Below are 25660 nucleotides of genomic sequence, written 5' to 3' on the forward strand. Positions count from 1 at the left end.
AACATGAAAGAAAAAATGACAGAACATAGCATACGCTTATTTGAAAAGAAGGGCTTTAGTGAAACGTCGATTTCCGATATCGTCGAGTCGGTCGGGGTTACGAAGGGAACGTTTTATTATTACTTTACGAGCAAAGAGCAGTTACTTATGGATATTCATCTAGCTTATATAGGCGAGTTGCTTAGTGAGCAGGAAATAATAATGTTGGATCCTGGGAAAAGTTGTAGGGATAAGCTTTTCGATATGGTATTGATGCTGTTAAAAAGCATCAAAACCAAAAAATCCAGCGCAACGGTGTTTTTCCGTGAAATGAAAAATCTAAGTGATGAAAAACTTGCACAAATCCTTCCTAAGCGGGATGAGTTCCGTAATAAAATCGAGCAAGTGCTGATTAGCGGCATCGAGAACGGAGAACTACGTTCCAATCTCGATGCATCCATCATCTCTTTTGCTATTTTGGGTGTGGCCAATTGGAGCTATCATTGGTTCGACCCAGAAGGTGAAAAAACCGAGCAGGAAGTTGCAGCCATTTTTATGGGGATGATTCTGCAGGGAATTGAAGCGTGACCAGGTTACATACTAACCAGTTAGTAGAAGGGAGATAGAAGGCATGACCAACAAGCAAATTCAATCAATAACCGTAATTGGGGCTGGGCAGATGGGGCATCAAATTGCGATGCTTGCTGCACTTGGAGGTTACGAAACGATTCTTCAGGATGTTCAGGAAAACGCGTTGAATACAGCCCAAGAAAAATTGGACGTCATTTTGACTAAATGGGTTCAAAAAGGAAAATTGTCCGAAGATCGTAAGTTGGCTGCTTTTAGCCGTCTTCAATATACCACCGATCTTGAGAAAGCGGCCAGTGGAGCTGATTTGATCATTGAAGCGGTTGTTGAAAAACTTGATGTGAAACGGGAAGTCTTCGCTACACTTGAAGAATTGGCGCCAGCAGAAACCATTTTTGCAACGAATAGTTCAACGATTGTCAATAGCCTGATTGCTAGTGTGACGAATCGTCCGGATAAGTTCATTAATATGCATTTCTTTTTCCCGCCTCTAATAATGGATTGTGTTGAAGTTGTCATGAGTGATCAAACATCGGAGGAAACAGCGAAGCTTGCGATGGAAGTCACAGAGAGAATGAATAGGACAGGAGTTTTGTTAAGGAAAGAGATATCGGGATTCGTAGCAAACCGAATTTTGGGAGCGTTGCAGCGTGAGGCCTTATATTTGTATGAGGAAGGAATTGTGGACTATAAGGATATCGATTTAATTTGCAGGAAAGCTTTAGGCCATCCCATCGGCCCTTTTGAACTGATGGATCTATCAGGTATTGATGTTGGATATTTTGTCATGCAGCAGCGATACAATGAAACTGGAAATCCAGAAGACAAGCCAAATGCTTGTATAGAAGAAAAGGTGAATAAAGGACAATTAGGCAGGAAAACAGGAAAAGGCTGGTATGATTATCCAAACCAAGGAGTGAAGAATTGATGACAAAATTAATTAGAGTGGTTAAGGAAAATAAGCTTGCGGTCATCACCATCGATAATCCTCCATTAAACGTAATCAGTAAACAAGTATTCAGAGAATTGGGAGAAACATTCGATGAACTTTCAAAAGATACTGAAACTGTTGCGGTACTCATAACCGGTGCAGGCAATATCGCATTTGCCGCTGGTGCGGATATAAAAGAATTCCCTAACATGATGGGGAACCCGAATATGAAAGAAATGGTAAAGGAAAGTCATGCCGTCCTAACCAAAATCGACCAGTTACCTAAACCTACGATAGCTGTATTAAATGGCCTGACTTTGGGCGGTGGATGCGAACTGGCTCTGGCCTGTGATTTGAGAGTGGCAGAAACACAGGTTCAAATTGGTCTGCCGGAAGTGAAATTGGGCTTATTTCCTGGAGCTGGCGGTACACAGCGTTTGTCCAGACTTGTAGGAAACGCAAAAGCAAAAGAGATTATCTTTACCGGTGATCCGCTTGGTGCCATAGAAGCGGAAAAGATCGGGCTTGTCAATAAAGTCGTTGAGCAAGGCTGCGGCTTATCGGAAGCGAAAATCTTGGCCTCACGATTGACAAGGCACTCACTTCAGGCACTTTCGAGAATCAAGAAAGCGATTAATGAAGGAAGTGAGGCAACGCTTGAACAAGGTCTAGAGATTGAAACGAATCTATTTCAAGAAATCTTCCAAACTGAAGATGTTAAAGAAGGGGTTTCCGCTTTCTTGGATAAACGTAAACCTGCTTTCGTACATCGTTAATCAAGGAGGGGTCTTATGCATGAATTGGAAGTCAACGTCCGTTTTTCCGAAACGGATGCTTTGGGCCACATCAATAACACAAGCTATTTCATATACCTCGAAGAAGCACGCATGAAATTTTTTGAAGCATTAGGCCTAGCGGCGAATGCCGAATCTTGGAATTTTTTGTTAGCCTCCACTAAATGCGACTTTATTGCTCAGGGATTTTTCAATCAACTCTTGACCATCCGTACATCTTTGACAAAGGTAGGTACGAAAAGTTGTGAAATGGTCCATGATATCCTCTGTTCACAAACTGGGGAAGTGATTGCTAGGGGAAGTGCAGTTTTAGTCTGTTTTAATTTTTTGAATCAAAAAAGTGAACCTATTCCTGAATTTATTAAAGAAAAGCTCATTTCACATCTTGTTCATAATTAGAATGAAAAAAGTCTAAAGGAGGGAAGAACATGGTTGACGATACGATTCCTGTTCGGCCCGGCGAGGAACTGAATATTGTTGCATTAGAAGGTTTCCTAAGAAAAAATGTATTGGATCTTCCAAATGAACCGTTAGAATTGCAACAATTTTCCACGGGCTATTCCAATTTGACCTATCAGCTGAAAATTGGTGAGTGGGAGGCTGTCCTCAGAAGGCCACCTCTTGGTCCTGTTGCTCCAAAGGCACATGATATGAAGCGTGAACATCATATCCTTTCTTCAATCAACCCATATTTTCAAGCAGCTCCCGAGCCTATTCTGTTCTCGGATGATGAATCGATTGCGGGGGCCCCTTTTTTCCTAATGGAAAGGAAACATGGAATTGTAATAGATACCGAATTTCCCAAGGGAATCGAGCCTACTGTTGAAAAGTGCAGACAGCTTTCATATGTGATGGTCAATCGGCTTGCTGATCTTCACTCGATTCCCCATGAGAAAACGAGGTTGGTGGAAATTTCCAAACCTGAAGGGTTCATTGAAAGACAAGTACGCGGATGGATTTCCCGCTATGAGAGAGCAAAGACAGATGAAATCAAGGAAATTCGTCCGCTTATCGATTATTTTCAACAGAATATCCCGAAATATAGCCAGACTTCAATTATCCATTATGACTATAAGATCAATAATGCCATGTTTAACAAGGACCTTACAGAGATGGTTGGTTTATTTGATTGGGAAATGTCCACCGTGGGTGATCCGCTAGCCGATCTAGGAGTGGCTTTAAGCTACTGGACGGAAAGCGGTGACCCGGAACTTATCAAATTCGGTGTGGGTCAAGCGTCAATCACGACTTTAACCGGTTTCCTGACACGAAGGGAATTTATCGAGACGTACGCAGCAAGAAGCGGCAGGGATGTTTCCAACGTCGATTTTTATTTAACCTTTGGTTACTTTAAGTTAGCTGTCATCCTTCAGCAAATCTATTATCGATATAAAAAAGGCCAGACAAATGATCCCCGTTTTTCCAATCTCGGAAAAACGGTTAAAAGCTTACTCACTCATGCTGCAAATGTAGCTGCGAAGGAAGTTTAATTAAATGGAATATATACAAAACATTCATTTGCTACTAAAAAAAGAAGAGATAGATAGGGAAAAGCTTCAAGAGGGGGATAAAGTTGCGGTCATCCTGGATGTGTTATTAGCGACCACAACGATTATTTCAGCACTTCATGATGGAGCACGCCAGGTGATACCTGTCATGGATCCAGTGGATGCCTTGGTGAAAAGCAAGGAATTGGACCATGGGGATTCCATAGTGGCAGGGGAACTAAAAGCAAAGCCGGTTGATGATTTAATGTATCCAAGTCCGACGCTATTGAGTAAGTTGGTACCTGGCAAAACTTTAATATTGTCCACGACTAATGGAACGGTTGCGCTAAGGAATTCAGCCGCTGCCAAAAAGGTTTATATCGCATCTTTGTTAAATAATCCGTCAGTTGCTGAAAAAATAAAAAAACATCATAAAACAGAAACGATCATCATCGTTTGTTCGGGAAACTCAGGTGAATTCAGTCTGGAAGACTTTTACGGTGCAGGTCATTTGATAGATTGCCTGATTGCTGGATCACAAGGTACGTTCATACTCAACGATGCAGCAAAGGCTGCAAAAGCGCTTTATCGAACGAATAGCGAAAATGCCTTTGATATCCTGAAATCATCATATGTCGGACAGTTGTTTGACAAACACAGCTTGATCGCAGATTTGGAATTGGCGGCGCAAAAAGGTTCGATGGATCTTGTCCCAGAGTTGGTGGATGGAAAGATCGAAGCTGAATTGAAAAGGCAGGAAACGTAGTTCAAAACCTGGATAAGGAGTGAAGGGCATGAGATTTTCACAGTCAATAGCGGTGGTGACAGGTGCAGGTTCCGGTATTGGGAAAGCTACAGCGATGCGCCTGGCGGACGAAGGGGCAAAAGTGTTGTTGGTAGGGCGGACGAAAGAAAAGCTGGAGGAAGCAGCTGCAGAAATCAATGCAAGGCACACGATTCCCGTAGCCGACATTTTCCCTGCAGATGTTACCGTCGAGGAAGATGTAAAGAATCTGGCCATGTATGTGAAGGAACAATATCGTGACCTTCACATTTTAATCAATAATGCAGGTGGATCAAAGTCCTCGAAGCTTTTGGATACATCTGAAGCTGATTGGGATATGATTCAACATGTCAATTTGAAAAGTGTCTTTCTAGTTTCCAAGTACTTGGGAAAAGTGATGGAAGAAGGAGTTGGCAGTGGAAATAAAGCCATCAATCGGGCAATCGTGAATGTGGCTTCACTGTCAGGACATCAGGCAGGGGCATTCATCCCGCATTACAGCTCTGCTAAAGCAGGGGTCATCAGTTTAACGAAATCATTGGCACTGGAACTCGCTGCAGCCGGCATTCGGGTCAATTCCGTATCACCGGGATTCATTGAAACGCCTTTAACGGAGGATGGATTGCAAAATGAGAAATTCGTAAAGTCGATTCAACGGAACACGGCACTGGAAAGAGTGGGGAAAGCGGAGGAAATAAGTAATGTCATTACCTTTGCTGCTTCGCCGGAGGCTTCCTATATGACTGGGACGGATTTATTGGTGGATGGCGGCTGGTTGATCAAATAGAAAAAGGGGATGGGTAAATGTTAAAAGAACACTTATTGACAGAGGTAACCGATAATGTAATGATCCTGACTTTGAATCGTCCTGAAAGCTTGAATGCATTTAGCCCGGATATGATTGCAAGCTTAACGAAAGCGATTAAGGATGTAAAACAAACACCACATATAAGGGCAGTCATTATCAAAGGGGCGGGAAGATCATTCACTGCGGGAGGTGACGTTAAGTCAATGGGGAAGGCCTCTGCAAGTCAATTGTATGATCATGTTGGCAGAATGAATGAATGCATATTGGCTCTGGATGCTTCTGAGGTTCCCGTAATCGCTGCCGTCCATGGATTTGCGGCAGGAGCCGGATTTAATTTGGCACTCGCCTGTGATTTGATCGTGGCTTCCGATGATAGTCAATTTGCCATGAGTTTTTCACAGGTAGGCCTGATCTCTGATGGAGGTGGTTCGTATTTTTTACCTAAATTAGTAGGGCCCCACCTTGCAAAGCAGCTCTTCTTTACTGCCGAGCCAATTTCTGCGGAACGCTTATACCAGTTAGGTGTCATTAATTATATATATCCACTCAATCAACTTGAAGAGGAATCATTGAAACTTGCGGAAAAGCTGGCAAATGGACCGACAAAAGCTTATGGGATGATGAAAAAGCTCGTTAGCCATTCATTTACGGCTACACTTGATGAAATGCTCGAACAGGAACGTATCACGCAAACCCTGATGGCCTCCACAGAAGATCATCTGGAGGGAGTTGCAGCATTCAAAGAAAAAAGAAAACCGGAATTTACAGGGAATTAATAAGGGAGGGATAAAGATGAGAGCCATTCATTTTGAAGAATACGGCGGACCGGAAGTACTGAAATTGACTGAAATGGAAAGGCCCGTGCCAACTGGGCATGAAGTTCTGATTGAAATCGATTGTGTCGGCGTCAATTATGCAGATACAGCGAGAAGGGAAGGGCAATATGTGGTACCTACGCCGCTTCCATTCATTCCAGGTGCGGAAGTGGCTGGCGTTGTGGTGGAAGTTGGTGGAAAGGTGACCAAAATCAAACCCGGTACAAGGGTAGTGAGTTTAATTGAATCGGGTGGATATTCAGAATATGCCCTTTCAGATGAATTCTCGGCCATTCCGCTTCCTGATGCCATTCAGTTTCATGAAGCTGTTGCCCTGCCACTTCAAGGTCTGAGCGCCTATCATATTCTAAAGACAATGGGACGCATGCAACAGGGGGAAACGGTATTGGTCCATGCTGCTGCAGGTGGAGTGGGAACGATTGCCGTACAATTAGCCAAAATCTTCGGGGCTGGAAAAGTGATTGCTACCGCCAGCACAGAGGAAAAGTTGGAACTGGCTAAATCGATGGGGGCAGATGAACTTATCGATTACACGAAAGAAGGATGGGAAATGAAAGTCCGTGAGGTCACGTCCGGAAAGGGAGTAGACGTGGCGCTGGAAATGGCAGGAGGGGATGTTTTCAATAAAACATTGAAATGTTTGGCTCCATTTGGACGTCTCGTGGTTTTTGGTAATGCCAGTCGTAAGCCTTATACGATGAACCCGCAGCAATTAATGAGGCGCAATCAATCCGTCGTAGGTTTTTTCCTGCCACAGATCATGAAACACCCAGATTTGCTGTTGCCTAGCATTCAAGATCTTTTTTCTTACGTCATGTCCGGGGAACTTAAGCTAACTATCGGCGGCATCTACCCAATTGAAAAGGCAGCAGCCGTTCATGAGGAAATGAACGCCCGTCAAACGAAAGGGAAGTTGATTTTGCAGGTAAAATGAGAAGAAGGGGTGTATATGATGCACCCCTTGTATTTTAATGAGATTTCACTAGTTCCTTGGACCCTCAAGAACGATTCAATCCGTATCAGTGCTCACATCCTTATCGGGATGCATGAAAGGCGGCTGCGGCGCTTTTTTAGCCTCTAACAGTTCACGGTTTTCAGTTGAATTCCAGCCTATATCATTGGTGGGGTGTATCCATTCGTCTCCAGCCATGATTTCCGGGTCTGTATTTTCGCTCCAATTTTCGAGTGGTGAGTTTTCAGATGCATATTTACTGTCGCCAATGACGACTCCATAATCATTGACGAATGGAGCCTGTGGTTTTATGCCGGTTCCCTTAAAGCTTGGTGCGTTAATTTGGTGTGGTTGTGTATCGTCGACAATTGGTGAATCCAATTTCTTTTTCATGTAGTGTCTCCCTTTCCGTTTTACGGTTATTTTTCTCGTCTGTCCCTATATTATCCCTGAATAATTTCAGGCATTTTTACCCCATTCTAAAATGTAAACTATATGAAAAGGGTGGATGAAAATGAAACGGAAAGCCAATGTGGATGGTGCTGTCAAAGCAAGTAAAACGCCAAAAAGAAACCAAGCTGAAAATGATTTTTCCAATGAGTTCGCATTGGAGGAAAACGCAATGAAAGGTGCCAACCGTAATTCAAAGCAAGGCAGAAAAGGAAGAAGTTAATGGATAAAGAAAAACAGAACAGCCAGGAAAAGATGGGACAACATGTACGAACTGAATTTGGAATCGAATTCAGCGGCGATATGAACGCAACCAAAATTTATGAAATTTTGGCAAAAGAAAATAAAAAACGTGATAGTGATAAGTAAATAAGGACGGACCCGATTCTTGGGTCCGTCCTTATTCTTAAAAAATGATGCTGTCAGATTTTGAGAGAGGGAATATCGTTGATCCCTTACCACTCGGATCAAAATAGGCAAGCATGAACGATGGTTTCTCGACGATTGTTCCCTCAGCTAAATACGTTTCCAAATCAAAGGGAAGTGCCTCGAGCAATGTGTGCTTGTGTATTTCTTTTTCATTAAGTGCCAAGGCTGTGAAAGAGGAACCAAGCTTTTCAGGCTTATCCAGAATCTCTTCATATATCTCTTTCCGCCCACTTTTATCTAATGAAGCTTCCCACCAAGGCTTACGTGGTTTGTATTTTTGGTTCATAAAATAATCCAATTTCATGAGTCCGATAATGTTTTTCAGTTCAGCAGATTCCCGGGAAGCCAAAAACTGCTGTAAGCGTCTGAACAAGTCTTCAAGCTGATGTCCGATTCGTGACCAGCCTTGTTCATCCCAATAGGTTCCGAAATCTTGAAAGAAGTCGAATGGTGATTGAAATACTGTTTTGACAAGATATTCCGTGGTGTGATCCATTCTATGATCGTTCCAGTATTTTTCAAGGACATCTTCAACTTGTTTAATGCGGACAATGTCATCAAAGGATAAAACATTATTTCCTAGGATTTCATATGGAGCATGTTCGCTGTATATATATTGGTGTTCATCAGCACGTATCCGTAAGCCAGTACCACGAAGCATCTTTAAAAAACCAAGCTGCATCTCTTCGGGTCTGAGCTCGAAAACATCATTGAAAGTCTTTCTGAAAGAATGATAATCTTCTTCAGGTAACCCGGCAATTAGGTCTAAATGCTGATCAATTTTCTGACCTTCTTTTACCATCGTGACGGTTCTGGTCAATTTTTCGAAATTCTGCCTTCTCATAACTAGATCATTCGTATGATCATTCGTCGATTGTACCCCTATTTCAAAGCGGAACAATCCTGCAGGGGCATTATCGTTCAAGAACTGGATAACTTCCGGACGCATGATGTCCGCCGTGATTTCAAACTGGAAAACCACACCGGGAAGATGTTCATCGATTAAGAATTGAAACATTTCCATGGCATAGCTTCGGCTGATATTGAAGGTTCGGTCAACGAACTTAATGGTCTTGGCACCATTAGACATAAGGTACCTGATATCTTCTTTAATCTTTTCACGATCAAAATACCTGACACCCACTTCAATCGATGAAAGGCAAAATTGGCAACTGAACGGGCACCCTCGGCTAGTTTCGATATAGGTGACACGTTTAGAAAGATCGCCGCGGTCTTCCTCCAAACGATAGGGAGAAGGGAGGGATTTCAAATCAACCTTGCCGTTCTGAGGCTGGATGATTTTTTTTCCATCCTGTCGATACGCAATGCCGCCGACCTTCTTATAGTCATTCGAACCTTCAATTTCAGATAAAAGGGCCTTGAAGGTGACTTCACCTTCGCCAATTACGATGAAATCAGCCCCGGGAATTTGATCAAGCCATTCCCCAACATCATAGGTGACTTCAGGTCCGCCAAGAATGATAACCAATTCTGGATTGATCTTCTTCAGCATGGCTACGACTTTCATTGTTTCCTCGATGTTCCAAATATAGCAGCTGAACCCTATGACATCAGGTTTTTTGGAATGAAGGTCACCAACTATGTTCATAATTGGATCTTTTATCGTATATTCTGCCAGCTGTACATCATAATCTGGCTGGGCATAAGCTTTTAAATATCGGATGGATAGCGATGTATGGATATATTTTGCGTTAAGAGTACTGATTATTATATTCATGTTAAAGGGCGTAAAAGAAACGCCTGGCTCCTTTCGTGTACATGTCTTTTTAAGCCAACAAGCACTAACGAGTAATTTTACCATAGCGTACTCCATTTGAAAAATGAGTTATGGTATTGAAGGGGAATCTTTTCAGCTTGAAAGTCGAAAACGGATAAAGCAGAAAATGCTTCATCCGTTTTATTTAAAAAGCTTGTTTAATATACTCTTTCGTTTTAGTCATGAAACGTTTTGTCTTGGTCGCTTTCAATTCGATGATCGGCTGCGCCATGGTAGCGATCATTTCACTTGATAATAATACGGTAATCAAGAATGAGAGGCCAGCGAGCATGATAAAGCTCTCTGTATTGCTGAAGTATTCCTGGATGGTGCTTTCACGGAAAAACCGAATGAAGAAACCATGCAGCAGATAGACATAAAGGGTTTGTTTACCCCAGTTCGTAAAGAAGTATTGTCCGCGTGGAATGAACGAAAGGAAGCTGAACACTGAAATTATGCTCAATCCATAAAATCCCAGGCGTTTAAACATGGACACGATTGTCGCATCTTCAAGTTCGGCATATGGTTTCGAACCGAGCAGCCATTTATAATTGATATCGGCATTTAAATAAAAACCGATAAAAATCAATAACATGACACTAAGTGAAGCCAAACGAACTTTGGGAGTGAATAGTTTTTTTAAATGTTCCTTGCTTAAATGGTACCCAATCAAAAACATCGGGAAAAAAACGAATGTCCTGGAGAGACTAAGATAATTGGAGATATTGTCAATATATCCAATCAATAATGCGATTAAAAAAGATAAACCTATGCCTACTGATGGCTTTAGCTTTGAGAAACCAAGGAGCATGATGTTCCAACAGAATAAACTGATCAGGAACCATAGCGACCATTGGGGGTCAAGCAGGTCTAAAGTGATGGCAGAACGTTCATATAAGAAATAGTAGTAAACGGTATATATCAATTGGAAAATGATATAGGGCAAAATCAGTTTTTTAGTAATTTTACCTAAATACCCTTTTTGATAAAAACCTTTCGCAAAGAACCCTGAAACAAGGATAAAGGCAGGCATGTGAAAGGAATAAATGGTTTTATATAAAGCATATATCGTTTCACTGTCATGTATATACGTATTCAGCAAATGTCCAAAGACGACAAAAGCCATAAGAATGAACTTGGCGTTATCGAAGAAAAAATCACGTTGTTTCATCGTTGCCTCCATTTAATAAATTTTTAAGGTAGCTAGAAAGCATTGTTATTTCTTATACCCTAAATACCTTGTACTAAATCAATATTTATTAAATTTATTATAATAACCTTAAATTAAGCTTAACGCTAAGTTTTATAGTATTCAATATACTATAATTTGATATATAGGATAATTTTGGAATGGTTTGATTGCGCCGATTTTCGAAAAATACCGAGGGAAAATCAAGATGGATGTCGAATAAAGTTGGTAAGTATGGGTTTTGATGAGGGGGGTTAATATGAAAATCGGGTATGAGAATGAAACGGAATATAAACAGGAAATTTTAAAATTGAATAAACAGATCGAAGGGTTTTTGAACATTTTCAATTCGATGTCAGAGCCTTATATTAGGGTTGATGAGGAACTGCGTCTCACTTATGCCAATGATGCTGCTTGTGCCCTGCTGGAAACCGCGAAAGAGCAGCTGGAGTCCATGAAGATAACTGATTTTCTCGATGTCATCCCTTTAAATAACCAGGAAGTTTCAAGTTCCCTAAAAAACTCGAATGAAAGTGAAAGGCAAATTATCCAGCTACATACCGGAGCCCTTAAGCAAATAGAGTTTATACGTATAGGCTCTTTTTCCGAAGGACAGCAGTTCTACCGTTTGGGGGATGTGACATTGGATGTTTCTTCGTCAAGGGAAACAAGGGTGTCAAGGCAGATGTTTTTGGACATTTTCGATACAGCCATAGAAAGCATCGTTCTATTCGACAGTTCAGGAATAATAATGGAAGTGAACCATGCCTTTATCCATGTCTTGGGCATCCCGAAAAAAGATATTGTCGGTAAGAATATGAGGGACCTCATATCCCCATATTATAGGGAATATTGGGATGAGAGCATACAAAGAGCCTTTGATGACTCGAACTTCAAAGGAGAGGTAGAGATAAAGGTTGGGGATGAACTGCATCATTTCACTTTCTCGTTAAGTTCAACGGTAGGAAATGAATTATATATGTCGGTGCTTCGAAAAATTACAGAATCAAATATAATAGAAAAAAAGTTAGAGACGAGCGAACGGATTTTTGCCGAATTATTCGATCAGTCCATGGACGCAATCATATTCTGGAATGATGACGGGATCATTTTTCGGGTCAATCATTCAGCATGTAAAATATTCGAATCCAGCAGAGAGGATTTGATCGGCAGTCATATCTGGAAATACGTGTACAGCAATAATAACCATTTTGGCCAGATGATGGAGACGTTTGAAAGAGACACCCAGGTGCGGGGTGAGCTGATTTATAAAATGCCTAATAACCAAATTAAATTGCTTGAATTGACTGCCAAAAAACATGAAGGTGACGGATATAACGTAACGATCTTTCGAAATGTCAGTGAGCGCTGGCTGATTGAGAAGGAATTAAGGGATAGTGAAAAGAAGTTCAGGAAGATTTTTGAGGGAACATTAGACGGCTTGATTTTATGGAATCATGAAGGGTTCACCGATATTAATGAAGCTGGTCAGAAAATATTGGAGATTTCGAAGCGCAAACTGCTATCTTTATCTGTAAAGGGATTCATCGAAAAAATTCCTGAAAATGCTCCTGTCTTGAACGCTCACATTGAAAATGTTTATAAGCATGAGGTCTACTCTTCCATCATTCCGATAACATACGAAGATGGAAGGGTTAAGCATATTGAATTTTTGACGAGGAAAAATTTATATTCGAACCTGAATTTAAGCATTTTCCGTGATGTGAGTAAAAATCTCGAAATGCAGGAACAAATCCGAAAATCGGATACTTTGAATGTAGTAGGTGAACTGGCGGCCGGAATTGCTCACGAAATCAGGAATCCAATGACAGCCTTAAAAGGTTTTATCCAGCTGCTTGAGGATGGAGTTAAAGGGGAGTTTTCCACATACTTTCATGTAATTACTTCCGAAATTAAGCGAATCGAAACCATTATCACGGAATTTTTGGTACTGGCAAAACCGCAGGCGCTAAAAATTTTCAAACAGGATGTTCATACCATATTGAGAGAGACACTGGAATTACTGGCCGCTCAGGCACTATTGGAAAATATTCAATTCGAGACAGACTTTGAAGAAGATGAATTTAACGTTTTATGTGAAGCGAACCAGTTAAAGCAAGTGTTCATTAACATCATCAAAAATGCATTGGAAGTCATGCCAGATGGGGGATCTGTTTCCATTAAAACAAGCCGATTTTCAGAGAAATACGTTTGCATTTCAATTACTGACAAAGGCATGGGGATTTCAACGGAAATGCTAAAAAAATTGGGTGAACCTTTTTATACGACGAAAGATAGGGGAACGGGGCTCGGGCTCATGGTCAGCTATAAAATCATTGAAGAGCACAATGGCTATATAGAAGTGGAAAGCGAAGTGGGAAAAGGGACGAGCTTTCATATTTATTTGCCATTTGAGTAATGCAGAAGGGGATGTTCCAAACCTTTTTTAGTTAACGGAAAGCATATGAAATTTTCATTAGTTAATGGGGAATCCTTTATTGGATTCCTTTTTTCATTATTTATTATCTTGGAATCACAATTAAGGGTTGTAACCATAAAAAATATTGTGCTTCCATTATAGAGAAGCTTCCGAAGTAATTAAGCGGAAAATAAGAATGACAACCAAATTGCAGAACTTTCGAATCGATTTTCGGAGCGGGCTTCATATGAAATCGTCATAATCAATATAGAGGTTCATGCTTAGAAATTTCCGTCATATCCTGTCTGCTGGTAGGTAAGCATTATCGCAATTTAAGAAGTTTTGTCTTTTTTTGCGAATCTATTTACATATAAGGCATATTTTGTAATACTTCTTTATTATAATGTAACTTTAAAAAGGCAGGAGTAGTGAATGTTGTTATGAATTCTAGGTGTGCAACGGAAATTTGTTCTGAGATTCGAATGAAGCGTTGGGAAATGATGGAGCTGGCCAAAATGTATGGACTAAATCATGAGTATACCCTTCGCCAAAGTGAGCAGCTTGACAAACTTATAAATGAGTATTTAATCCTTCAACATCATTCATCAGTGGAAGTGAGAAATAAGCGAGAAGAGATGGTTGTTATTGTGCAGCAACCCTTTAATGACGACATTTCCTTTTAGAGGGGATTTGAATGCATGCATGATTTTTTAAAGTAGCAGGCAAGGAGACAAGCAACTTTGTGTGATTTCTGGTGAAATGAACCTTTGTAAACATATCTGAAAACAATTAATGAAAGACTTATATAAACAAGACAATATATCTTTTGAATTTCCTATGGATTTGGGGTATATATCGAGGGGAGGCCACCAGAAGGTGTCCTTCATGCATCGGGATTGGTTTAGAAGTCTTAATTTTTCTGAATGGGTTACACTGATTAATGAAAAGTAAGAGCTGACTCACTTGATGGAGCCAGCCATGGAGGAAGTTCGGGAGTTACAAAACTTCCAATAATATGACCATGAACAAAAGGCCGACAATGAAGGAATAGGTAGATGTGCGTTCATTACCATCCCCATGGCTTTCAGGAATCAATTCCTTATAAACGATGAAAAGCATGGCCCCGGCGGCGAAAGCTAGGCCGTATGGAACCAGGAACCCAATGTAAGAGGTTAAATAAAAACCTAGTAAGCCGGTAATTATTTCGATGGTACCGGTTAAGGTAGCTATCAGGAACGCTGTGAGTTTACCGATTTTTTGATTAATTAAAAACAAGGCGACTAGTAAGCCTTCCGGAGCATTTTGCAGGCCGATGGCAAAAGCGATCAAATTACCTGTATCAGCAGTATCAGAGGCGTAACTCACCCCAACAGAAAGACCCTCAGGAATATTATGGAGTGTAATGGCAGTGATGATGAGCAAAGCCTTTTCATCGAACTGAATGCCACTTTTCGTATGGCTGAGATCGATATGAGGAATGTTTTTTTCCATGATCGTTAATGTCATTACCCCGAGAAAAACCCCAATGACTAGCTGCATATATCCTCCGGTGGCCAGAGACTCCGGGATCAGGCTCAATAACGAAGCAGCCATCATAATTCCAGCCGTAAATGCCAGAAGCGTGTCTCTGAATCGATGTGTGATTGAACCTTGAATGAACAAGATTGGTAACGCACCAAACCCTGTAGACATAGCAGATAGGATGCTGCCTAATAAAACTCCACTCATAAATTTCTCCTTTGTATGGTACTTACTCATTAGTGAATTTTTGGGCGGAACAATAATTTATTGTATTTAGACATAAAGAAAATGTTCCAGGAAAAAACTATTTTGCAGTCATTCTTCTGTATACCATTTTTTCAATGTCAGATCAGTCGGCAGCAGTATGCTGATGATCCCCAGTAATGGAAGGAATCCCACTAACTTAATCATGGATTCGATTCCAATTATATCTGCAATGGCTCCCAATGAAACGGATCCAATGGCACCCATTCCAAAGGCTAACCCCACTGTCAAGCCTGCCATCGTTCCGACTTTTCCCGGGACCAATTCCTGTGCGTATATTACAGTGACGGAAAAACTGCTCATTATAATGAATCCCGCCATCAATAATAAAATAAAAGCGGCTGTAGGAGGTACGAATGGTAAAAGTGCGGTTATTGGCATGCTGGCAGCGAAAGAAAAGAAAATGACATTTTTACGCCCGAATCTATCAGCAAGCGGACCTCCAAAAAATGTACCTACAGCACCGGCGGCCAAAAAGGCAAATAGGAAAAATTGTGCGGATTTTATCGTGAATGAATACTGCTCGATCAAATAAAAACTGTAAAAGTTCGTCATGCACGATACATACCAGGAACGGGCAAAGATTATGAATAATATCAATACCAGGGCTTTGGCCACTTTATGTGACCGCTCTTTATTGATTATTTTTGCAGCAAGCTTTTTAGGCTGGAAGTGAACTAATTTTTGGGAATACCACTTGGCAATATACAGCAATAGGATTACGGCCATCAAGGCAACCAGGGCAAACCAGAGTGCGCCTTTTTGACCAAAAGGAACAAGCACGATGGCTGTGATGAGTGGGGCAAGTGCCTGCCCGCTATTCCCGCCGACCTGATAAATCGATTGTGCCAGGCCTCTCTTTGGTCCGCCTGCCATATAGGCAACCCTAGAGCCTTCCGGATGGAATATGGCCGACCCTAAGCCCATCAAGATGACTGCACCAAGGATAATGGTATAGTTTGGGGCAATTGAGAGAATGATGACCCCGATTAAAGTACTGGTCAACCCAATGGGCAATGCATATGGAATTGGCCTTTTATCCGTATAGAATCCAACTGCCGGCTGCAGGAGGGATGAGACGATATTCAGGCAGAATGCAATCATTCCCAGCTGTGTATATGTTAGCGACATTGATTTTTCGAGGATTGGGAACATGGCCGGTACGACGGCCTGAAGAGAATCATTCATTAAATGGCATATGCCAATGATGATCATGATTTTCAGAGTCATATCTTGTTTTTGCGGTTTTGTTTTAATGGCAGCGATACTTCCCATCTGTATATTTCCTTCTTCCTGATTAAGATTTTTACCTATTCCATAAATAGATTCAAGAAGCATGCACCGTATGCATGACACCTTTAAATAAATCGGAATCGTTACTGGCATTGATAAAAAAATGAAACTCTTCAAAGTTTTGCTAAGGGTGGTCTTTTATCAGCGGTAAGCTGATTGTTACGGTTGTACCTTTCAGAGGTTTACTTGAAAACTCTATGGTACCGTTAAAAGATTCAATTATTCGTTTACACACAAATAGCCCTAATCCCGTTCCTTCCTTTTTCGATGTATAGAAGGGATCGAACACTTTACCTATTTCTTTTTCATTCAGTCCTTGCCCGATGTCGGTGATCATGATTTTAGCCCATTCATTTTCATGGTGAATTCGAATCCTTAACTTTTTCCCAACTTCCATGGCCTCGAAACCGTTTTTGGCAATGTTGAGGATGACTTGTTTGAGTTGATCCTTTGTACAATGAACCAGGATCGGCTCCTTTATGATATTCCATTCCACTTCAATATTGAAGTGACGTGCTTCTGATTCTATTATTGGTCTCAATTCAGCAATGATACTGCGGATATCATATAAGGATAAAGTCTGGGCCATCGGCTTCCCTAAAATCAAAAATTCGCTGACGATACTATTGATCCGTTCAATTTCCTTCATGATGACAGAGTAATAGAACTGATCTTGTTCTTCAGGGTGTTTTTCAACCAATAACTGCACTAGCCCCTTTATGCCGGTAAGTGGGTTTTTTATTTCATGTGCAGTACTGGCAGCCAATGTACCGACAAAATCTATTTTTTGCCTTTCGTTTAGTAACTTTTGTTTTTTGGTATTCCTGCGAACGATCAGCTCCTCCACGATGGTATAAATCATGTGAGTAAAAAAGAAGGTGAAAAAGACAAGCATTAAAAATACATTGATATTATTTGTGTTAATCTTATCGGGCACTTTGACGGACAGTTTCCAATTGACTTCGGTCAAAGGAACATCCACCCATTTAGAATGTCCAGTAAATTCGTCGGCATTTATATCTAAAATTCGGGTTTTGTCCTTTGTTTCCAATTTAAAGGTATGACCAGGGCTGAGAATCTTTAATATATTTTCCATATGATCCAGCCTGATATGTGCCAATAAAAACCCTTGCACTTTTTTATCATGATCCAGTATGGGAGCAAAAATGGAAAAATAATTGTAATCAGGGCTATATAGCTCCTTTGTTCCTACAACAACGGCTTTTTGGGTTTTTACTGCAAGTTCTATATCATTCTGTTCAATTAAATAGTAATGATTGAAATTCTTATTCGTCCCTGAAATGGAGACACCGTCACGATTTAGCCAATAGATTCCGGCATACCTGGAATCTGTATCTTTGATCCATTTCATAAGAAGTTCGGTTTTTTTGTTATCCATATAAAGCACGGAACTGCTAAGGCTAAGCAGCTCAAGGTTTTCCTTCGTTTCTCTGATAACTTGATCTATGTATTCTTGATAAACCGTTCCCGCCCATTCAGCTTGTTCCTGTCTTTCTTTTTGAATGGAACGTTCTAAATGTACCCAATAAATGATTGAGAGAATAATTAATGGTAAAATAACAATAAGTAGATATGCGGTGAATTTATGCCTTGTTTTCATGATTGTCACTACTTTAGCTTTTTTTTCAAGTATATCAAAATGAATGATTAAACAATAGTGCATACTAACAGGGTAGATTGACAAAAAAGTCTTTATGTCATATAATAACTTTTAATTCAAGATATTTTAATTAAAAATTTTTAAGGTTGTGAAGTTATGGAGAATAATAACATCCAACAGTCTTTGAAACTGTTCATTGTGATGTCTAGAGCCCATCGATCCATTAATGATGTGGTAAATAAACATATAGCTGAAGAGGGTTTGAATCCAACTGAGTTTGCCGTATTGGAATTGCTTTATCATAAAGGGGATCAGCCCCTTCAGCAAATAGGCGGAAAAATCCTGCTAGCTAGCGGCAGCATTACCTATGTCGTGGATAAACTTGAACAGAAGGAATATCTACAGCGAATAGCATGTAAAGAGGATCGCCGTGTAACCTTTGCAAAAATAACGGATAAAGGAAAGGCCTTTATTGAAGGAGTATTTCCTGAGCATGAAAAAAGAATCGATGATATCATGAGTGTACTTACGCACAATGAAAAGGCCACCGTTATCGAATTGCTTAAAAAGATTGGGTATTCCGCTCAAAATTAGCTAAAGAACCAGCACCCGGGTTTGACTACAGGTGCTGGTTTTTTATGTCTGATAAAATCTGAATTTGTTTTGAGGACATAAAGGTTTTTAATAACGCTGTGGCGAATTAAATTATATTACGATAACCGCGATAATGGTGAATGTGTCTTGAAAACGAATTTGATGAATAACGTTACCCAGGTTGAAAAAATGTTTTTATATCGTGAAAAGGAGCGTACATATGAAATTTAATGAGTATGAATATAAACGTCCTGAAATGGATGAAATTAAAACCCGATTCATGAAAGCTTTGGAAAAGTTTACTGACGCTGCTAATGCTGATGCGCAAATAAAAGCCATGGAAGAAATAAATGAAATCCGAAATTATGTAGGTACGATGTTTAATTTGGTCTATATACGGCATTCCATTGATACCAATGATGATTTTTATAAAGCTGAGAATGATTATTTAGATGACTTCTCCCCTGAAATGGAAGAGTTAACCTCAAAATTTTACAATGAACTCGTTCGCTCGAAATATCGTAAGGAGCTTGAGAAGAAATGGGGAACTCAACTATTTGACCTGGCAGAGGCCCAACTCAAAACTTTTTCGCCCGAAATCATACCACAGCTGCAAAAAGAAAATAAATTATCAAGTGAATATTCACAATTGATTGCCTCTGCAAAAATTCACTTTGATGGAAAAGAATTAACACTTGCGCAGCTCCAGCCTTATATGGAGTCCTCGGACCGTGAGTTAAGGAAAAATGCAAGTGCGGCATATTACGGTTTCTTTGAAGAAAAGCAGGAGGAATTGGATCGTATATTCGATGACCTTGTCAAGGTGAGGCATGGGATTTCGACAGCGCTAGGTTATGCGAATTTCGTGGAACTTGGGTATTATCGAATGACACGGACTGATTATGATGCTGAAATGGTTGCTGCATTCCGCAAGCAGGTGAAAGAGGAAGTGGTACCGCTTGTCACCCGGCTGAAGGGACGTCAGCGCGAACGTCTTGGATTGGAGAAACTGAACTATTATGATGAGAATTTTCATTTCAGAACGGGTAATGCCATTCCAAAAGGCGATGCTGAGTGGATTATCGAAAATGGGAAAAGGATGTACCAGGAGCTTTCGCCTGAAACTAATCAGTTTTTCAACTATATGATTGATAATGACCTGATGGACCTTGTGGCGAAGAAAGGAAAAGAAAGCGGTGGCTATTGTACTTTTATAGAAGACTATAAAGCTCCATTCATCTTTTCTAATTTCAACGGTACTTCCGGGGATATAGATGTTTTGACGCATGAGGCAGGCCATGCATTCCAAGTGTATCGCAGCCGTGAACTTGACATTCCTGAGTATTATTGGCCTACATATGAAGCATGTGAAATCCATTCGATGAGCATGGAATTTTTAACTTGGCCATGGATGGAGCTGTTTTTCAAGAAAGATACGGAAAAGTATAAGTTTTCCCATTTAAGCGGTGCCCTCATATTCCTCCCGTATGGGGTAGCTGTTGATGAATTTCAGCATTTTGTCTATGAAAATCCTGATGCCTCCCCCGTTGAAAGAAAGCAGGCTTGGCGTAAGATTGAGATGGAATATTTGCCACATCGCGATTATGAAGGAAATGAATTCTTGGAGAATGGCGGGTATTGGCAGCGGCAAAGTCACATTTATCAATCACCTTTCTATTATATCGACTATACATTGGCCCAGATTTGTGCTTTCCAATTCTGGAAAAGGTCGGCTGAAAAAGATGAAACGGCTTGGGGTGATTATTTGAATCTGTGCCAACTTGGAGGCAGCAAGTCGTTCCTTGATCTTGTTGAATCTGCGAATCTGAAATCTCCATTTGATGACGGTACTGTACAGTCCGTTGTAAAGGTGATAGACGAATGGCTCTCCACTGTAGATGATAAGGCATTATGAAAAATTAGGCTGTATGATACGAACGCTTGGAGATAATTCCAAGCGTTTTTTTAAATCTTTCATACGTTCGGAATGTTGGGCATGAAAAGTGCTGATTTAAGCTCCACAGAGAAATGCATAGGGAGTTTCAGACTTCACAATGAGAGAATGTTAGCCCAGGAAAAAAACAGCCGACGAAAGGAATATCGCTCGGCTTGTCTTAAATATCTCTTCCTTACATATAAATGTACTGAGGAGGGGAGAGTATGCTGTCAAGGTGGTCAGGGAGTTTTCAGATTGCAGCAGTTTATGTAGGCACAGTCGTCGGTGCAGGATTTGCAACTGGAAAAGAGATTGTCGAGTTTTTTACCCGTTATGGCTTTTATGGCTTTATCGGGATTTTAATAGCAGGTTATATTTTCATTTTCACTGGGACGAAAATCATGCTCATTTCCGCAAGGATAAGAGCATCTTCTTATGAGGAGTTCAACCAATTTCTTTTTGGGAGGAAAATAGCGGGAATCATCAACTTCTTTTTCCTTATCATGCTGTTAGGGGTGACGGCTGTCATGATATCGGGTTCAGGAGCCGTTTTTGAAGAACAACTTGGCGTGCCTAAAAGTATAGGAAGTTGGTCTACGATCATACTGGCATCCTTGGTCCTGATGATGGGCATGCGCGGTGTTTTCACTGTGAACTCTTTTGTTGTACCGATCATGATCTGCTTTAGCTTGATCCTTTTTTTCTCGACTTTGGATAATGGGGATTTCTTTAAGACCCTTACAAAAGTTCCTGATGAAGTGATCACCGTGAAAATGATTTTGTCACCATTTGCCTATACAGCCTTTAACCTTGCTTTGGCACAGGCTGTGCTGGTTCCGGTTGCGTATGAAGTTCGAGATGAAAAGGTCATTAAACATGGTGCAATTCTTGGGGGGATATTCCTGACGATCATTTTATTGACGGGGCATTTTTCGCTTATGACACTTCCTGACGTGAATAGATATGAAATTCCTTCAGCGGTTATTATGAGAACGGCAGCCAGTCAGTTATATTGGATGTTCATTTTGGTGATTTACGGGGAGATATTCACTTCGGTCATCGGAAACATATATGGATTACAGAGGCAAATCAGCAATTATATTAAATTGCCAAGCATGATGATCATAGCGGTGATTTTTTTAATAGCTTTGATCATCAGTGAATTCGGATATGGAAGGTTACTAGGATATATTTATCCGGTTTTTGGATACATAAGCCTCCTTTTTTTAATATTGGTCTGGAAAAGCAAGGCGGGGAAGGAGTAATGAAGAACGGGGGGCCAGTCCTTAGCCCTCCGTATCAGGGTATAGTGGATGTTCACCTTTTCATCAGCGTCTTAGCCATCTCTAGAAAAGCATCCCGGTAATCTCTATCTTTTTTCGTGAATATAGTTAAGCGGACGGGTGATTTTTCATCCTTGAGCAATATGGAAGTGATCACATCATCGCCGCTTTCCACTTCAAAGCCCGTTCCGCCCTCGACATCAAGTGAAGGATCGCTAATTGTTTCTGAAATGCTTTTCAGCTGGGCTTGAACATTTTTTTCCACCTCATCCCAATTGACATCCGCCTTCAACAATTCGATTCTCATATAAATGGAGTCATCTTCAGTCAGGAACACAATATCCTTTCCTGGTTCTTCGGCACTTAATCTGAATTGTTGCAAAACATAGAGGCTGAACGGCTGGTTATCACTTTTTTTTAGGAAGGCTGTTTTTTCTTTTGCTTCCCCGTTAATTGTATACTGCAGGTTTTGCTCCATCAGTCTTACTTTGTTATCACTTCGGTTATTGTGATTATCTCCTTGAGAAGTATTGCCTTCGTTCCCTTCTTTTACTGAATCTTCCTGTGGCTCATCTGCATTTTCGTCTATGGTCGTACCGCAGCCAGACAGAAGAAAAGCGGCGAATGTGACACAGCCAATATAACGTGTCCAACTAGTCATGTGTTCCCCTCATCTTTCTGATAGAAATTCCAATCTGAATTTGGATATACCTGCATCAAATACATGTGTTTTGCCCTTTAATGAATTAGACGGTATGAAATGGAAATGGTTACAAAAAGCGGGAGAATCAATTCGGAGGATTTCGATAAAGTGAAAAACGGGATGGTCATCTAGTAACCATCCCGTTTGAGTACATTGAATTATCCTATGATTTTATAATTTTTATGGTTGACGACGGTTTTCTGTTCAAGTTCCAAATCACGATAATTTTCCATATACGTGACGTCCACGATTACTGAGTTCTCGTTCACTTTCTCGACGATTCCTTTTAAGCCTTCTCTAAATTCAATGATATTTCCAACTTCCGCTTTCTTCATGGTAATCATCCTTTCCCATTTTGTTTCCAATGATCAAAAAGTAACTATGGAGTAATTGGATTATTCGAACATCTTGCAGTTTAGATTTTGACGTGGGAAGTGCTAGTAAGAGAAAAAGTTATCTCTTATGTCGGTACAGTAAGCTAAACTTTTAAAGGAAGGTACGATTTCTTTTAATGGAGCAGATGTAATGATGTGGCATAATTTGGTATATCTTGTGAACGCAGTTATGCGTACCAGTATGTAATTCTATGTACAAAAAATGCCAATCATTTTACATTATGATATTTTACTATACAGTTTGCACTATTTTAAAGCATTCGTAAAGAATTATGTAGCAGTTGCCTCAAAAAGTTCTGAATTATATTAAGTGGCAAGCTTATGTTAAAATAAAAACGGAATTTCTCCTGTAGAAATGATAGAACATTTGATAATTAAGGAGGACAATCTTATGAATGCAGAAGAAGCAAAAGATGTACTCGATAAACTGGCAAATCGGGAAATGGATGAATTCAGGATAACAAAAGAAGAATTTTTACCTTTTCGTGAGGTTCTTGTTAAAAGGGAAGACTTTAAACACTTTCGGGGGAATGCTCAACATAACGGTGTGATAATTTATACGTATTTAGAAGAAGCGAGAAGTTAATGTATATTTTTGGGGGTGGCTCATGATTGAGCCACCCTAAATTATTCATTATGGAAAAATCAATTGTTTCCTTAATTTATTTAAAGCGGACCTTCTCCATGATTTTACGGCTGCGGTAGTAACTTGATATACTTCAGCAATTTCAGTCACCGTTTTATTCTCCAAGTACGTCTGTAAAAGCCAGCGTTGCTGATTCAGTGTCAATCCATCCGTGTAGGTTAAGATATTATCGATGGCAAAAGCCTCATCGTGTATTGAAAATGGATCTTTAATCTCTAGAATGAAGGAGTCAAATGGTTCGGTGTGGGCTTCATATTTATGGTGGTGCTTTAATTCGTTCAGAATTTTGCCTTTGATTACCGTAAAGGCATAGTTGGAGAACTTACCGTATTCCTCATCGAATTTCCTATATGACTCCCATAAAGCAATCAATCCTACTTGAAAATATTCATCCTTATTTTTATAGATGGAAAGTGAGCGGATTATATGATGGATCATCGGCGTGAATTCAGACGTTAGTGCTGAGAAATCTTCCATTAAGCAAGCCACCTTTAGAAAGTGCACTTTCCTGTATTCCCGGGTGCTTCTACCATAAATAAATCGTTCGGCTAAAGCCAAATGGCATAAAGGGTAAATGGAAGGAATAAACAGTGGGTTTTAAAGGGATTAACGAGGATCTTATTAATAGGGAAATGTTGATTCAATAGAACTTTAATGAGGGGATGGCCAAATGAAAAACACATCCTTAGATTGGATGTGTTTTTCATTTAATGTAAAGCCATATATTATGGGGAGGTGTTCAGTTTGTCGACAACGGGAGTCCAGAATGGTCACATCCCGAACCATGAAAGTAAAACAATTTGCGACACTCCTCCCGAATAACTGTCTAGCCGAGACCCTCTAACTGCTTGCTTTGATGAGGCCCGGCGGACGGTCGGCGGAAAGGGAGCGGATTTCTGAAATCAAGCTGGAACTTTTTTAAATAAAAAAACTGCAGGCAAACTGATCCTCTTTTAAGCCCCCTTATACGTTCTTAATTGTGATTTCTGAAGCGTGCATACTATTAACCATTGTATTTGTTAACTTTGCGATTTTCGGAATCCAGCATCCTGTGCGTCTTGTTCGGTACAAAACATTTCTTCCGGTTTGGTTATTTCGTAATATTGGCCCGAAGGAATGTGATATATTTTGTTGCCTTTAGAGTTTATATTCCCTTTAATTTGCGGGTTACTGCAAGATGCAGTTGGCTTTTCCACTGAAGCTTCTACGGACTTCGAATCATCAAACCCCTTTGAAGTTGCATAGTTTTCAATTGACCAAATACCGATTTCGTCTTTTTGGGCTTGTTTCTGAATATTTTCCAATTCATCTAGATATTTCGTGTTCGGTGCATAAACATAGGCTACCCTGGCCAGTCCTTTTTCAAGCAGGAGTTTATTCACCATTTTACCGTCAACATAAAAATAGGCCAGCAGCCGGCCATATTTATCTCTTTCACCTATGCCGGTTTCTACTTCCACTTCAGAACCCGCTGGCATTAGTTCCTTGGTGAATTTGCTTGCTTCAGGTCCAAAAGGCTGAACGGGCTTGGATGGGTGCACGGTTTCTGGAGTATCTACCAAAAGGAGCCTGACCGTTTCTTTATTTCCATTAGCCATTTTGATTTTTATTGTATCTCCGTCAACAACTTTAATGATCTCGGCTGTGAATGTCTTGCCTTTTTCTTCATTTGAAGAACCCGCACTGGATCGGAAGTCTTCGTTGGAAATTGAATCTTCCTGTTTGGATTGCTTAATTAGGTTATCTGATGCAGCCTGGCAGCCAGACAACGTAATCAGGCAAAGTGCAGTCAGGAGAAAAACATTCAGATAAGAATGTAAAAAGGAATTTCCGTTCATGATAAGTCCCTCCATTTATTTAGGTGTTTTCCACGTCCGTCATGGATATATTCGGCAGGAATAATACTAACCTATAAAAAAGGGAAAGAAAATGAAAATCATTGAAATTTTAAATGCATCTCTACCTCATATCATGATAGTTT

Annotated in this window: 27 protein-coding genes; 17 read left to right on the forward strand and 10 right to left on the reverse strand. The window is 40.3% G+C overall.

Annotation, left to right across the window (positions count from 1 at the left end; translation table 11 throughout):
• The first annotated feature begins 3 nt into the window (after positions 1-3).
• The 9 genes from AC3ISB_RS07120 to AC3ISB_RS07160 are packed head-to-tail and all read left to right on the forward strand — an operon-like array spanning position 4 to position 7141.
• Positions 4-567, forward strand: a complete 564-nt coding sequence (locus AC3ISB_RS07120; protein ID WP_098371184.1) for a TetR/AcrR family transcriptional regulator — start codon at positions 4-6, stop codon at positions 565-567.
• Between the two features lie 43 nt (positions 568-610).
• Positions 611-1495, forward strand: a complete 885-nt coding sequence (locus AC3ISB_RS07125; RefSeq protein WP_489275913.1) for a 3-hydroxyacyl-CoA dehydrogenase family protein — start codon at positions 611-613, stop codon at positions 1493-1495.
• Entirely contained in the window at positions 1495-2274 is a 780-nt protein-coding gene (locus AC3ISB_RS07130; RefSeq protein ID WP_098371182.1) for an enoyl-CoA hydratase, read from the forward strand. Before AC3ISB_RS07125 ends, AC3ISB_RS07130 begins: the two co-directional genes overlap by 1 nt.
• A gap of 15 nt (positions 2275-2289) precedes the next feature.
• Complete coding sequence (locus AC3ISB_RS07135; RefSeq protein ID WP_480339185.1) at positions 2290-2691, forward strand: acyl-CoA thioesterase; 402 nt, start codon at positions 2290-2292, stop codon at positions 2689-2691.
• A 29-nt stretch (positions 2692-2720) separates the two neighbouring features.
• On the forward strand, positions 2721-3782 hold the full coding sequence (locus AC3ISB_RS07140) for a phosphotransferase family protein (RefSeq protein WP_144550121.1): 1062 nt from the start codon (positions 2721-2723) through the stop codon (positions 3780-3782).
• A 4-nt stretch (positions 3783-3786) separates the two neighbouring features.
• Positions 3787-4545: a 2-phosphosulfolactate phosphatase gene (locus AC3ISB_RS07145; protein WP_480339184.1), complete on the forward strand. Its 759-nt coding sequence runs from the start codon at positions 3787-3789 to the stop codon at positions 4543-4545.
• A 28-nt stretch (positions 4546-4573) separates the two neighbouring features.
• Positions 4574-5350, forward strand: coding sequence for an SDR family NAD(P)-dependent oxidoreductase (locus tag AC3ISB_RS07150; protein ID WP_480339183.1), 777 nt, complete (start codon positions 4574-4576; stop codon positions 5348-5350).
• A gap of 17 nt (positions 5351-5367) precedes the next feature.
• Positions 5368-6147 (forward strand): enoyl-CoA hydratase/isomerase family protein, encoded by a 780-nt coding sequence (locus AC3ISB_RS07155; RefSeq protein WP_098371178.1) that lies wholly within the window; start codon positions 5368-5370, stop codon positions 6145-6147.
• 16 nt (positions 6148-6163) lie between these two features.
• On the forward strand, positions 6164-7141 hold the full coding sequence (locus tag AC3ISB_RS07160; protein WP_489275917.1) for a quinone oxidoreductase family protein: 978 nt from the start codon (positions 6164-6166) through the stop codon (positions 7139-7141).
• Positions 7142-7216: 75 nt separating this feature from the next.
• Here AC3ISB_RS07160 and AC3ISB_RS07165 read toward each other — a convergent pair whose 3' ends face one another.
• Entirely contained in the window at positions 7217-7552 is a 336-nt protein-coding gene (locus AC3ISB_RS07165) for a DUF3905 domain-containing protein (RefSeq protein WP_098371176.1), read from the reverse strand.
• Positions 7553-7673: 121 nt separating this feature from the next.
• On the opposite strand from AC3ISB_RS07165, the gene AC3ISB_RS07170 reads away from it, so the two are divergent.
• Both AC3ISB_RS07170 and AC3ISB_RS07175 read left to right on the forward strand, forming a co-directional pair.
• Positions 7674-7832 carry a hypothetical protein gene (locus AC3ISB_RS07170; RefSeq protein ID WP_377409146.1) on the forward strand — a complete coding sequence of 53 codons (159 nt, stop codon included), beginning with the start codon at positions 7674-7676 and terminating at the stop codon, positions 7830-7832.
• Positions 7832-7978 carry a hypothetical protein gene (locus AC3ISB_RS07175; protein WP_179891043.1) on the forward strand — a complete coding sequence of 49 codons (147 nt, stop codon included), beginning with the start codon at positions 7832-7834 and terminating at the stop codon, positions 7976-7978. The genes AC3ISB_RS07170 and AC3ISB_RS07175 overlap by 1 nt, the downstream gene beginning before the upstream one ends.
• Before the next feature lie 37 nt (positions 7979-8015).
• On the opposite strand, the gene AC3ISB_RS07180 is transcribed toward AC3ISB_RS07175, so the two are convergent.
• Positions 8016-9776 carry a B12-binding domain-containing radical SAM protein gene (locus AC3ISB_RS07180; RefSeq protein WP_489276882.1) on the reverse strand — a complete coding sequence of 587 codons (1761 nt, stop codon included), beginning with the start codon at positions 9774-9776 and terminating at the stop codon, positions 8016-8018.
• Positions 9777-9960: 184 nt separating this feature from the next.
• The gene (locus AC3ISB_RS07185) at positions 9961-10986 is read right to left on the reverse strand and encodes an acyltransferase family protein (protein ID WP_489275920.1); all 1026 of its coding nucleotides are present in this window, start codon (positions 10984-10986) and stop codon (positions 9961-9963) included.
• A gap of 277 nt (positions 10987-11263) precedes the next feature.
• Here AC3ISB_RS07185 and AC3ISB_RS07190 point away from each other — a divergent pair, with 277 nt between their 5' ends.
• Entirely contained in the window at positions 11264-13423 is a 2160-nt protein-coding gene (locus tag AC3ISB_RS07190) for a PAS domain S-box protein (RefSeq protein ID WP_489275922.1), read from the forward strand.
• Positions 13424-13863: 440 nt separating this feature from the next.
• Complete coding sequence (locus tag AC3ISB_RS07195; RefSeq protein WP_098371171.1) at positions 13864-14106, forward strand: aspartyl-phosphate phosphatase Spo0E family protein; 243 nt, start codon at positions 13864-13866, stop codon at positions 14104-14106.
• 313 nt (positions 14107-14419) lie between these two features.
• Here AC3ISB_RS07195 and AC3ISB_RS07200 read toward each other — a convergent pair whose 3' ends face one another.
• From AC3ISB_RS07200 to AC3ISB_RS07210, 3 genes are all read right to left on the reverse strand, one after another.
• Complete coding sequence (locus tag AC3ISB_RS07200) at positions 14420-15151, reverse strand: ZIP family metal transporter (RefSeq protein WP_098371169.1); 732 nt, start codon at positions 15149-15151, stop codon at positions 14420-14422.
• 108 nt (positions 15152-15259) lie between these two features.
• Positions 15260-16483 (reverse strand): MFS transporter, encoded by a 1224-nt coding sequence (locus AC3ISB_RS07205; protein ID WP_480339179.1) that lies wholly within the window; start codon positions 16481-16483, stop codon positions 15260-15262.
• A gap of 142 nt (positions 16484-16625) precedes the next feature.
• The gene (locus tag AC3ISB_RS07210; protein WP_489275925.1) at positions 16626-18122 is read right to left on the reverse strand and encodes an ATP-binding protein; all 1497 of its coding nucleotides are present in this window, start codon (positions 18120-18122) and stop codon (positions 16626-16628) included.
• Between the two features lie 156 nt (positions 18123-18278).
• Here AC3ISB_RS07210 and AC3ISB_RS07215 point away from each other — a divergent pair, with 156 nt between their 5' ends.
• From AC3ISB_RS07215 to AC3ISB_RS07225, 3 genes are all read left to right on the forward strand, one after another.
• Complete coding sequence (locus AC3ISB_RS07215; protein ID WP_489275927.1) at positions 18279-18716, forward strand: MarR family winged helix-turn-helix transcriptional regulator; 438 nt, start codon at positions 18279-18281, stop codon at positions 18714-18716.
• A 220-nt stretch (positions 18717-18936) separates the two neighbouring features.
• On the forward strand, positions 18937-20631 hold the full coding sequence (locus AC3ISB_RS07220; RefSeq protein WP_489275929.1) for a M3 family oligoendopeptidase: 1695 nt from the start codon (positions 18937-18939) through the stop codon (positions 20629-20631).
• Positions 20632-20876: 245 nt separating this feature from the next.
• Complete coding sequence (locus tag AC3ISB_RS07225; RefSeq protein ID WP_377409155.1) at positions 20877-21917, forward strand: YkvI family membrane protein; 1041 nt, start codon at positions 20877-20879, stop codon at positions 21915-21917.
• Between the two features lie 52 nt (positions 21918-21969).
• Here AC3ISB_RS07225 and AC3ISB_RS07230 read toward each other — a convergent pair whose 3' ends face one another.
• Both AC3ISB_RS07230 and AC3ISB_RS07235 read right to left on the reverse strand, forming a co-directional pair.
• Positions 21970-22596, reverse strand: coding sequence for a hypothetical protein (locus AC3ISB_RS07230; protein ID WP_489275930.1), 627 nt, complete (start codon positions 22594-22596; stop codon positions 21970-21972).
• A gap of 200 nt (positions 22597-22796) precedes the next feature.
• On the reverse strand, positions 22797-22973 hold the full coding sequence (locus tag AC3ISB_RS07235; RefSeq protein WP_064505160.1) for a YkvS family protein: 177 nt from the start codon (positions 22971-22973) through the stop codon (positions 22797-22799).
• A 451-nt stretch (positions 22974-23424) separates the two neighbouring features.
• Between AC3ISB_RS07235 and AC3ISB_RS07240 the strand changes: the two genes are divergently transcribed.
• The gene (locus AC3ISB_RS07240) at positions 23425-23619 is read left to right on the forward strand and encodes a hypothetical protein (RefSeq protein WP_098371164.1); all 195 of its coding nucleotides are present in this window, start codon (positions 23425-23427) and stop codon (positions 23617-23619) included.
• A 48-nt stretch (positions 23620-23667) separates the two neighbouring features.
• Here the strand turns inward: AC3ISB_RS07240 and AC3ISB_RS07245 are convergent, their stop codons facing one another.
• Entirely contained in the window at positions 23668-24156 is a 489-nt protein-coding gene (locus tag AC3ISB_RS07245; RefSeq protein ID WP_144527023.1) for a sigma-70 family RNA polymerase sigma factor, read from the reverse strand.
• Between the two features lie 542 nt (positions 24157-24698).
• Entirely contained in the window at positions 24699-25517 is an 819-nt protein-coding gene (locus AC3ISB_RS07250; protein WP_489275932.1) for a thermonuclease family protein, read from the reverse strand.
• Positions 25518-25660 lie beyond the last annotated feature (143 nt).

The organism is Peribacillus sp. GL_122, from assembly GCF_057835005.1.

What these genes read in the sequence shown, in the direction of transcription:
- AC3ISB_RS07150 (WP_480339183.1), top strand. Translation starts at nt 4,574, where the DNA reads ATGAGATTTTCACAGTCAATAGCGGTGGTGACAGGTGCAGGTTCCGGT.
- AC3ISB_RS07160 (WP_489275917.1), top strand. Translation starts at nt 6,164, where the DNA reads ATGAGAGCCATTCATTTTGAAGAATACGGCGGACCGGAAGTACTGAAA.
- AC3ISB_RS07180 (WP_489276882.1), bottom strand. Translation starts at nt 9,776, where the DNA reads ATGAATATAATAATCAGTACTCTTAACGCAAAATATATCCATACATCG.
- AC3ISB_RS07210 (WP_489275925.1), bottom strand. Translation starts at nt 18,122, where the DNA reads ATGAAAACAAGGCATAAATTCACCGCATATCTACTTATTGTTATTTTA.
- AC3ISB_RS07125 (WP_489275913.1), top strand. Translation starts at nt 611, where the DNA reads ATGACCAACAAGCAAATTCAATCAATAACCGTAATTGGGGCTGGGCAG.
- AC3ISB_RS07165 (WP_098371176.1), bottom strand. Translation starts at nt 7,552, where the DNA reads ATGAAAAAGAAATTGGATTCACCAATTGTCGACGATACACAACCACAC.
- AC3ISB_RS07185 (WP_489275920.1), bottom strand. Translation starts at nt 10,986, where the DNA reads ATGAAACAACGTGATTTTTTCTTCGATAACGCCAAGTTCATTCTTATG.
- AC3ISB_RS07155 (WP_098371178.1), top strand. Translation starts at nt 5,368, where the DNA reads ATGTTAAAAGAACACTTATTGACAGAGGTAACCGATAATGTAATGATC.
- AC3ISB_RS07215 (WP_489275927.1), top strand. Translation starts at nt 18,279, where the DNA reads ATGGAGAATAATAACATCCAACAGTCTTTGAAACTGTTCATTGTGATG.
- AC3ISB_RS07190 (WP_489275922.1), top strand. Translation starts at nt 11,264, where the DNA reads ATGAAAATCGGGTATGAGAATGAAACGGAATATAAACAGGAAATTTTA.
- AC3ISB_RS07170 (WP_377409146.1), top strand. Translation starts at nt 7,674, where the DNA reads ATGAAACGGAAAGCCAATGTGGATGGTGCTGTCAAAGCAAGTAAAACG.
- AC3ISB_RS07120 (WP_098371184.1), top strand. Translation starts at nt 4, where the DNA reads ATGAAAGAAAAAATGACAGAACATAGCATACGCTTATTTGAAAAGAAG.
- AC3ISB_RS07205 (WP_480339179.1), bottom strand. Translation starts at nt 16,483, where the DNA reads ATGGGAAGTATCGCTGCCATTAAAACAAAACCGCAAAAACAAGATATG.
- AC3ISB_RS07130 (WP_098371182.1), top strand. Translation starts at nt 1,495, where the DNA reads ATGACAAAATTAATTAGAGTGGTTAAGGAAAATAAGCTTGCGGTCATC.
- AC3ISB_RS07230 (WP_489275930.1), bottom strand. Translation starts at nt 22,596, where the DNA reads ATGACTAGTTGGACACGTTATATTGGCTGTGTCACATTCGCCGCTTTT.
- AC3ISB_RS07225 (WP_377409155.1), top strand. Translation starts at nt 20,877, where the DNA reads ATGCTGTCAAGGTGGTCAGGGAGTTTTCAGATTGCAGCAGTTTATGTA.
- AC3ISB_RS07245 (WP_144527023.1), bottom strand. Translation starts at nt 24,156, where the DNA reads ATGGAAGATTTCTCAGCACTAACGTCTGAATTCACGCCGATGATCCAT.
- AC3ISB_RS07240 (WP_098371164.1), top strand. Translation starts at nt 23,425, where the DNA reads ATGAATGCAGAAGAAGCAAAAGATGTACTCGATAAACTGGCAAATCGG.
- AC3ISB_RS07145 (WP_480339184.1), top strand. Translation starts at nt 3,787, where the DNA reads ATGGAATATATACAAAACATTCATTTGCTACTAAAAAAAGAAGAGATA.
- AC3ISB_RS07175 (WP_179891043.1), top strand. Translation starts at nt 7,832, where the DNA reads ATGGATAAAGAAAAACAGAACAGCCAGGAAAAGATGGGACAACATGTA.
- AC3ISB_RS07140 (WP_144550121.1), top strand. Translation starts at nt 2,721, where the DNA reads ATGGTTGACGATACGATTCCTGTTCGGCCCGGCGAGGAACTGAATATT.
- AC3ISB_RS07135 (WP_480339185.1), top strand. Translation starts at nt 2,290, where the DNA reads ATGCATGAATTGGAAGTCAACGTCCGTTTTTCCGAAACGGATGCTTTG.
- AC3ISB_RS07220 (WP_489275929.1), top strand. Translation starts at nt 18,937, where the DNA reads ATGAAATTTAATGAGTATGAATATAAACGTCCTGAAATGGATGAAATT.
- AC3ISB_RS07250 (WP_489275932.1), bottom strand. Translation starts at nt 25,517, where the DNA reads ATGAACGGAAATTCCTTTTTACATTCTTATCTGAATGTTTTTCTCCTG.
- AC3ISB_RS07195 (WP_098371171.1), top strand. Translation starts at nt 13,864, where the DNA reads ATGAATTCTAGGTGTGCAACGGAAATTTGTTCTGAGATTCGAATGAAG.
- AC3ISB_RS07235 (WP_064505160.1), bottom strand. Translation starts at nt 22,973, where the DNA reads ATGAAGAAAGCGGAAGTTGGAAATATCATTGAATTTAGAGAAGGCTTA.
- AC3ISB_RS07200 (WP_098371169.1), bottom strand. Translation starts at nt 15,151, where the DNA reads ATGAGTGGAGTTTTATTAGGCAGCATCCTATCTGCTATGTCTACAGGG.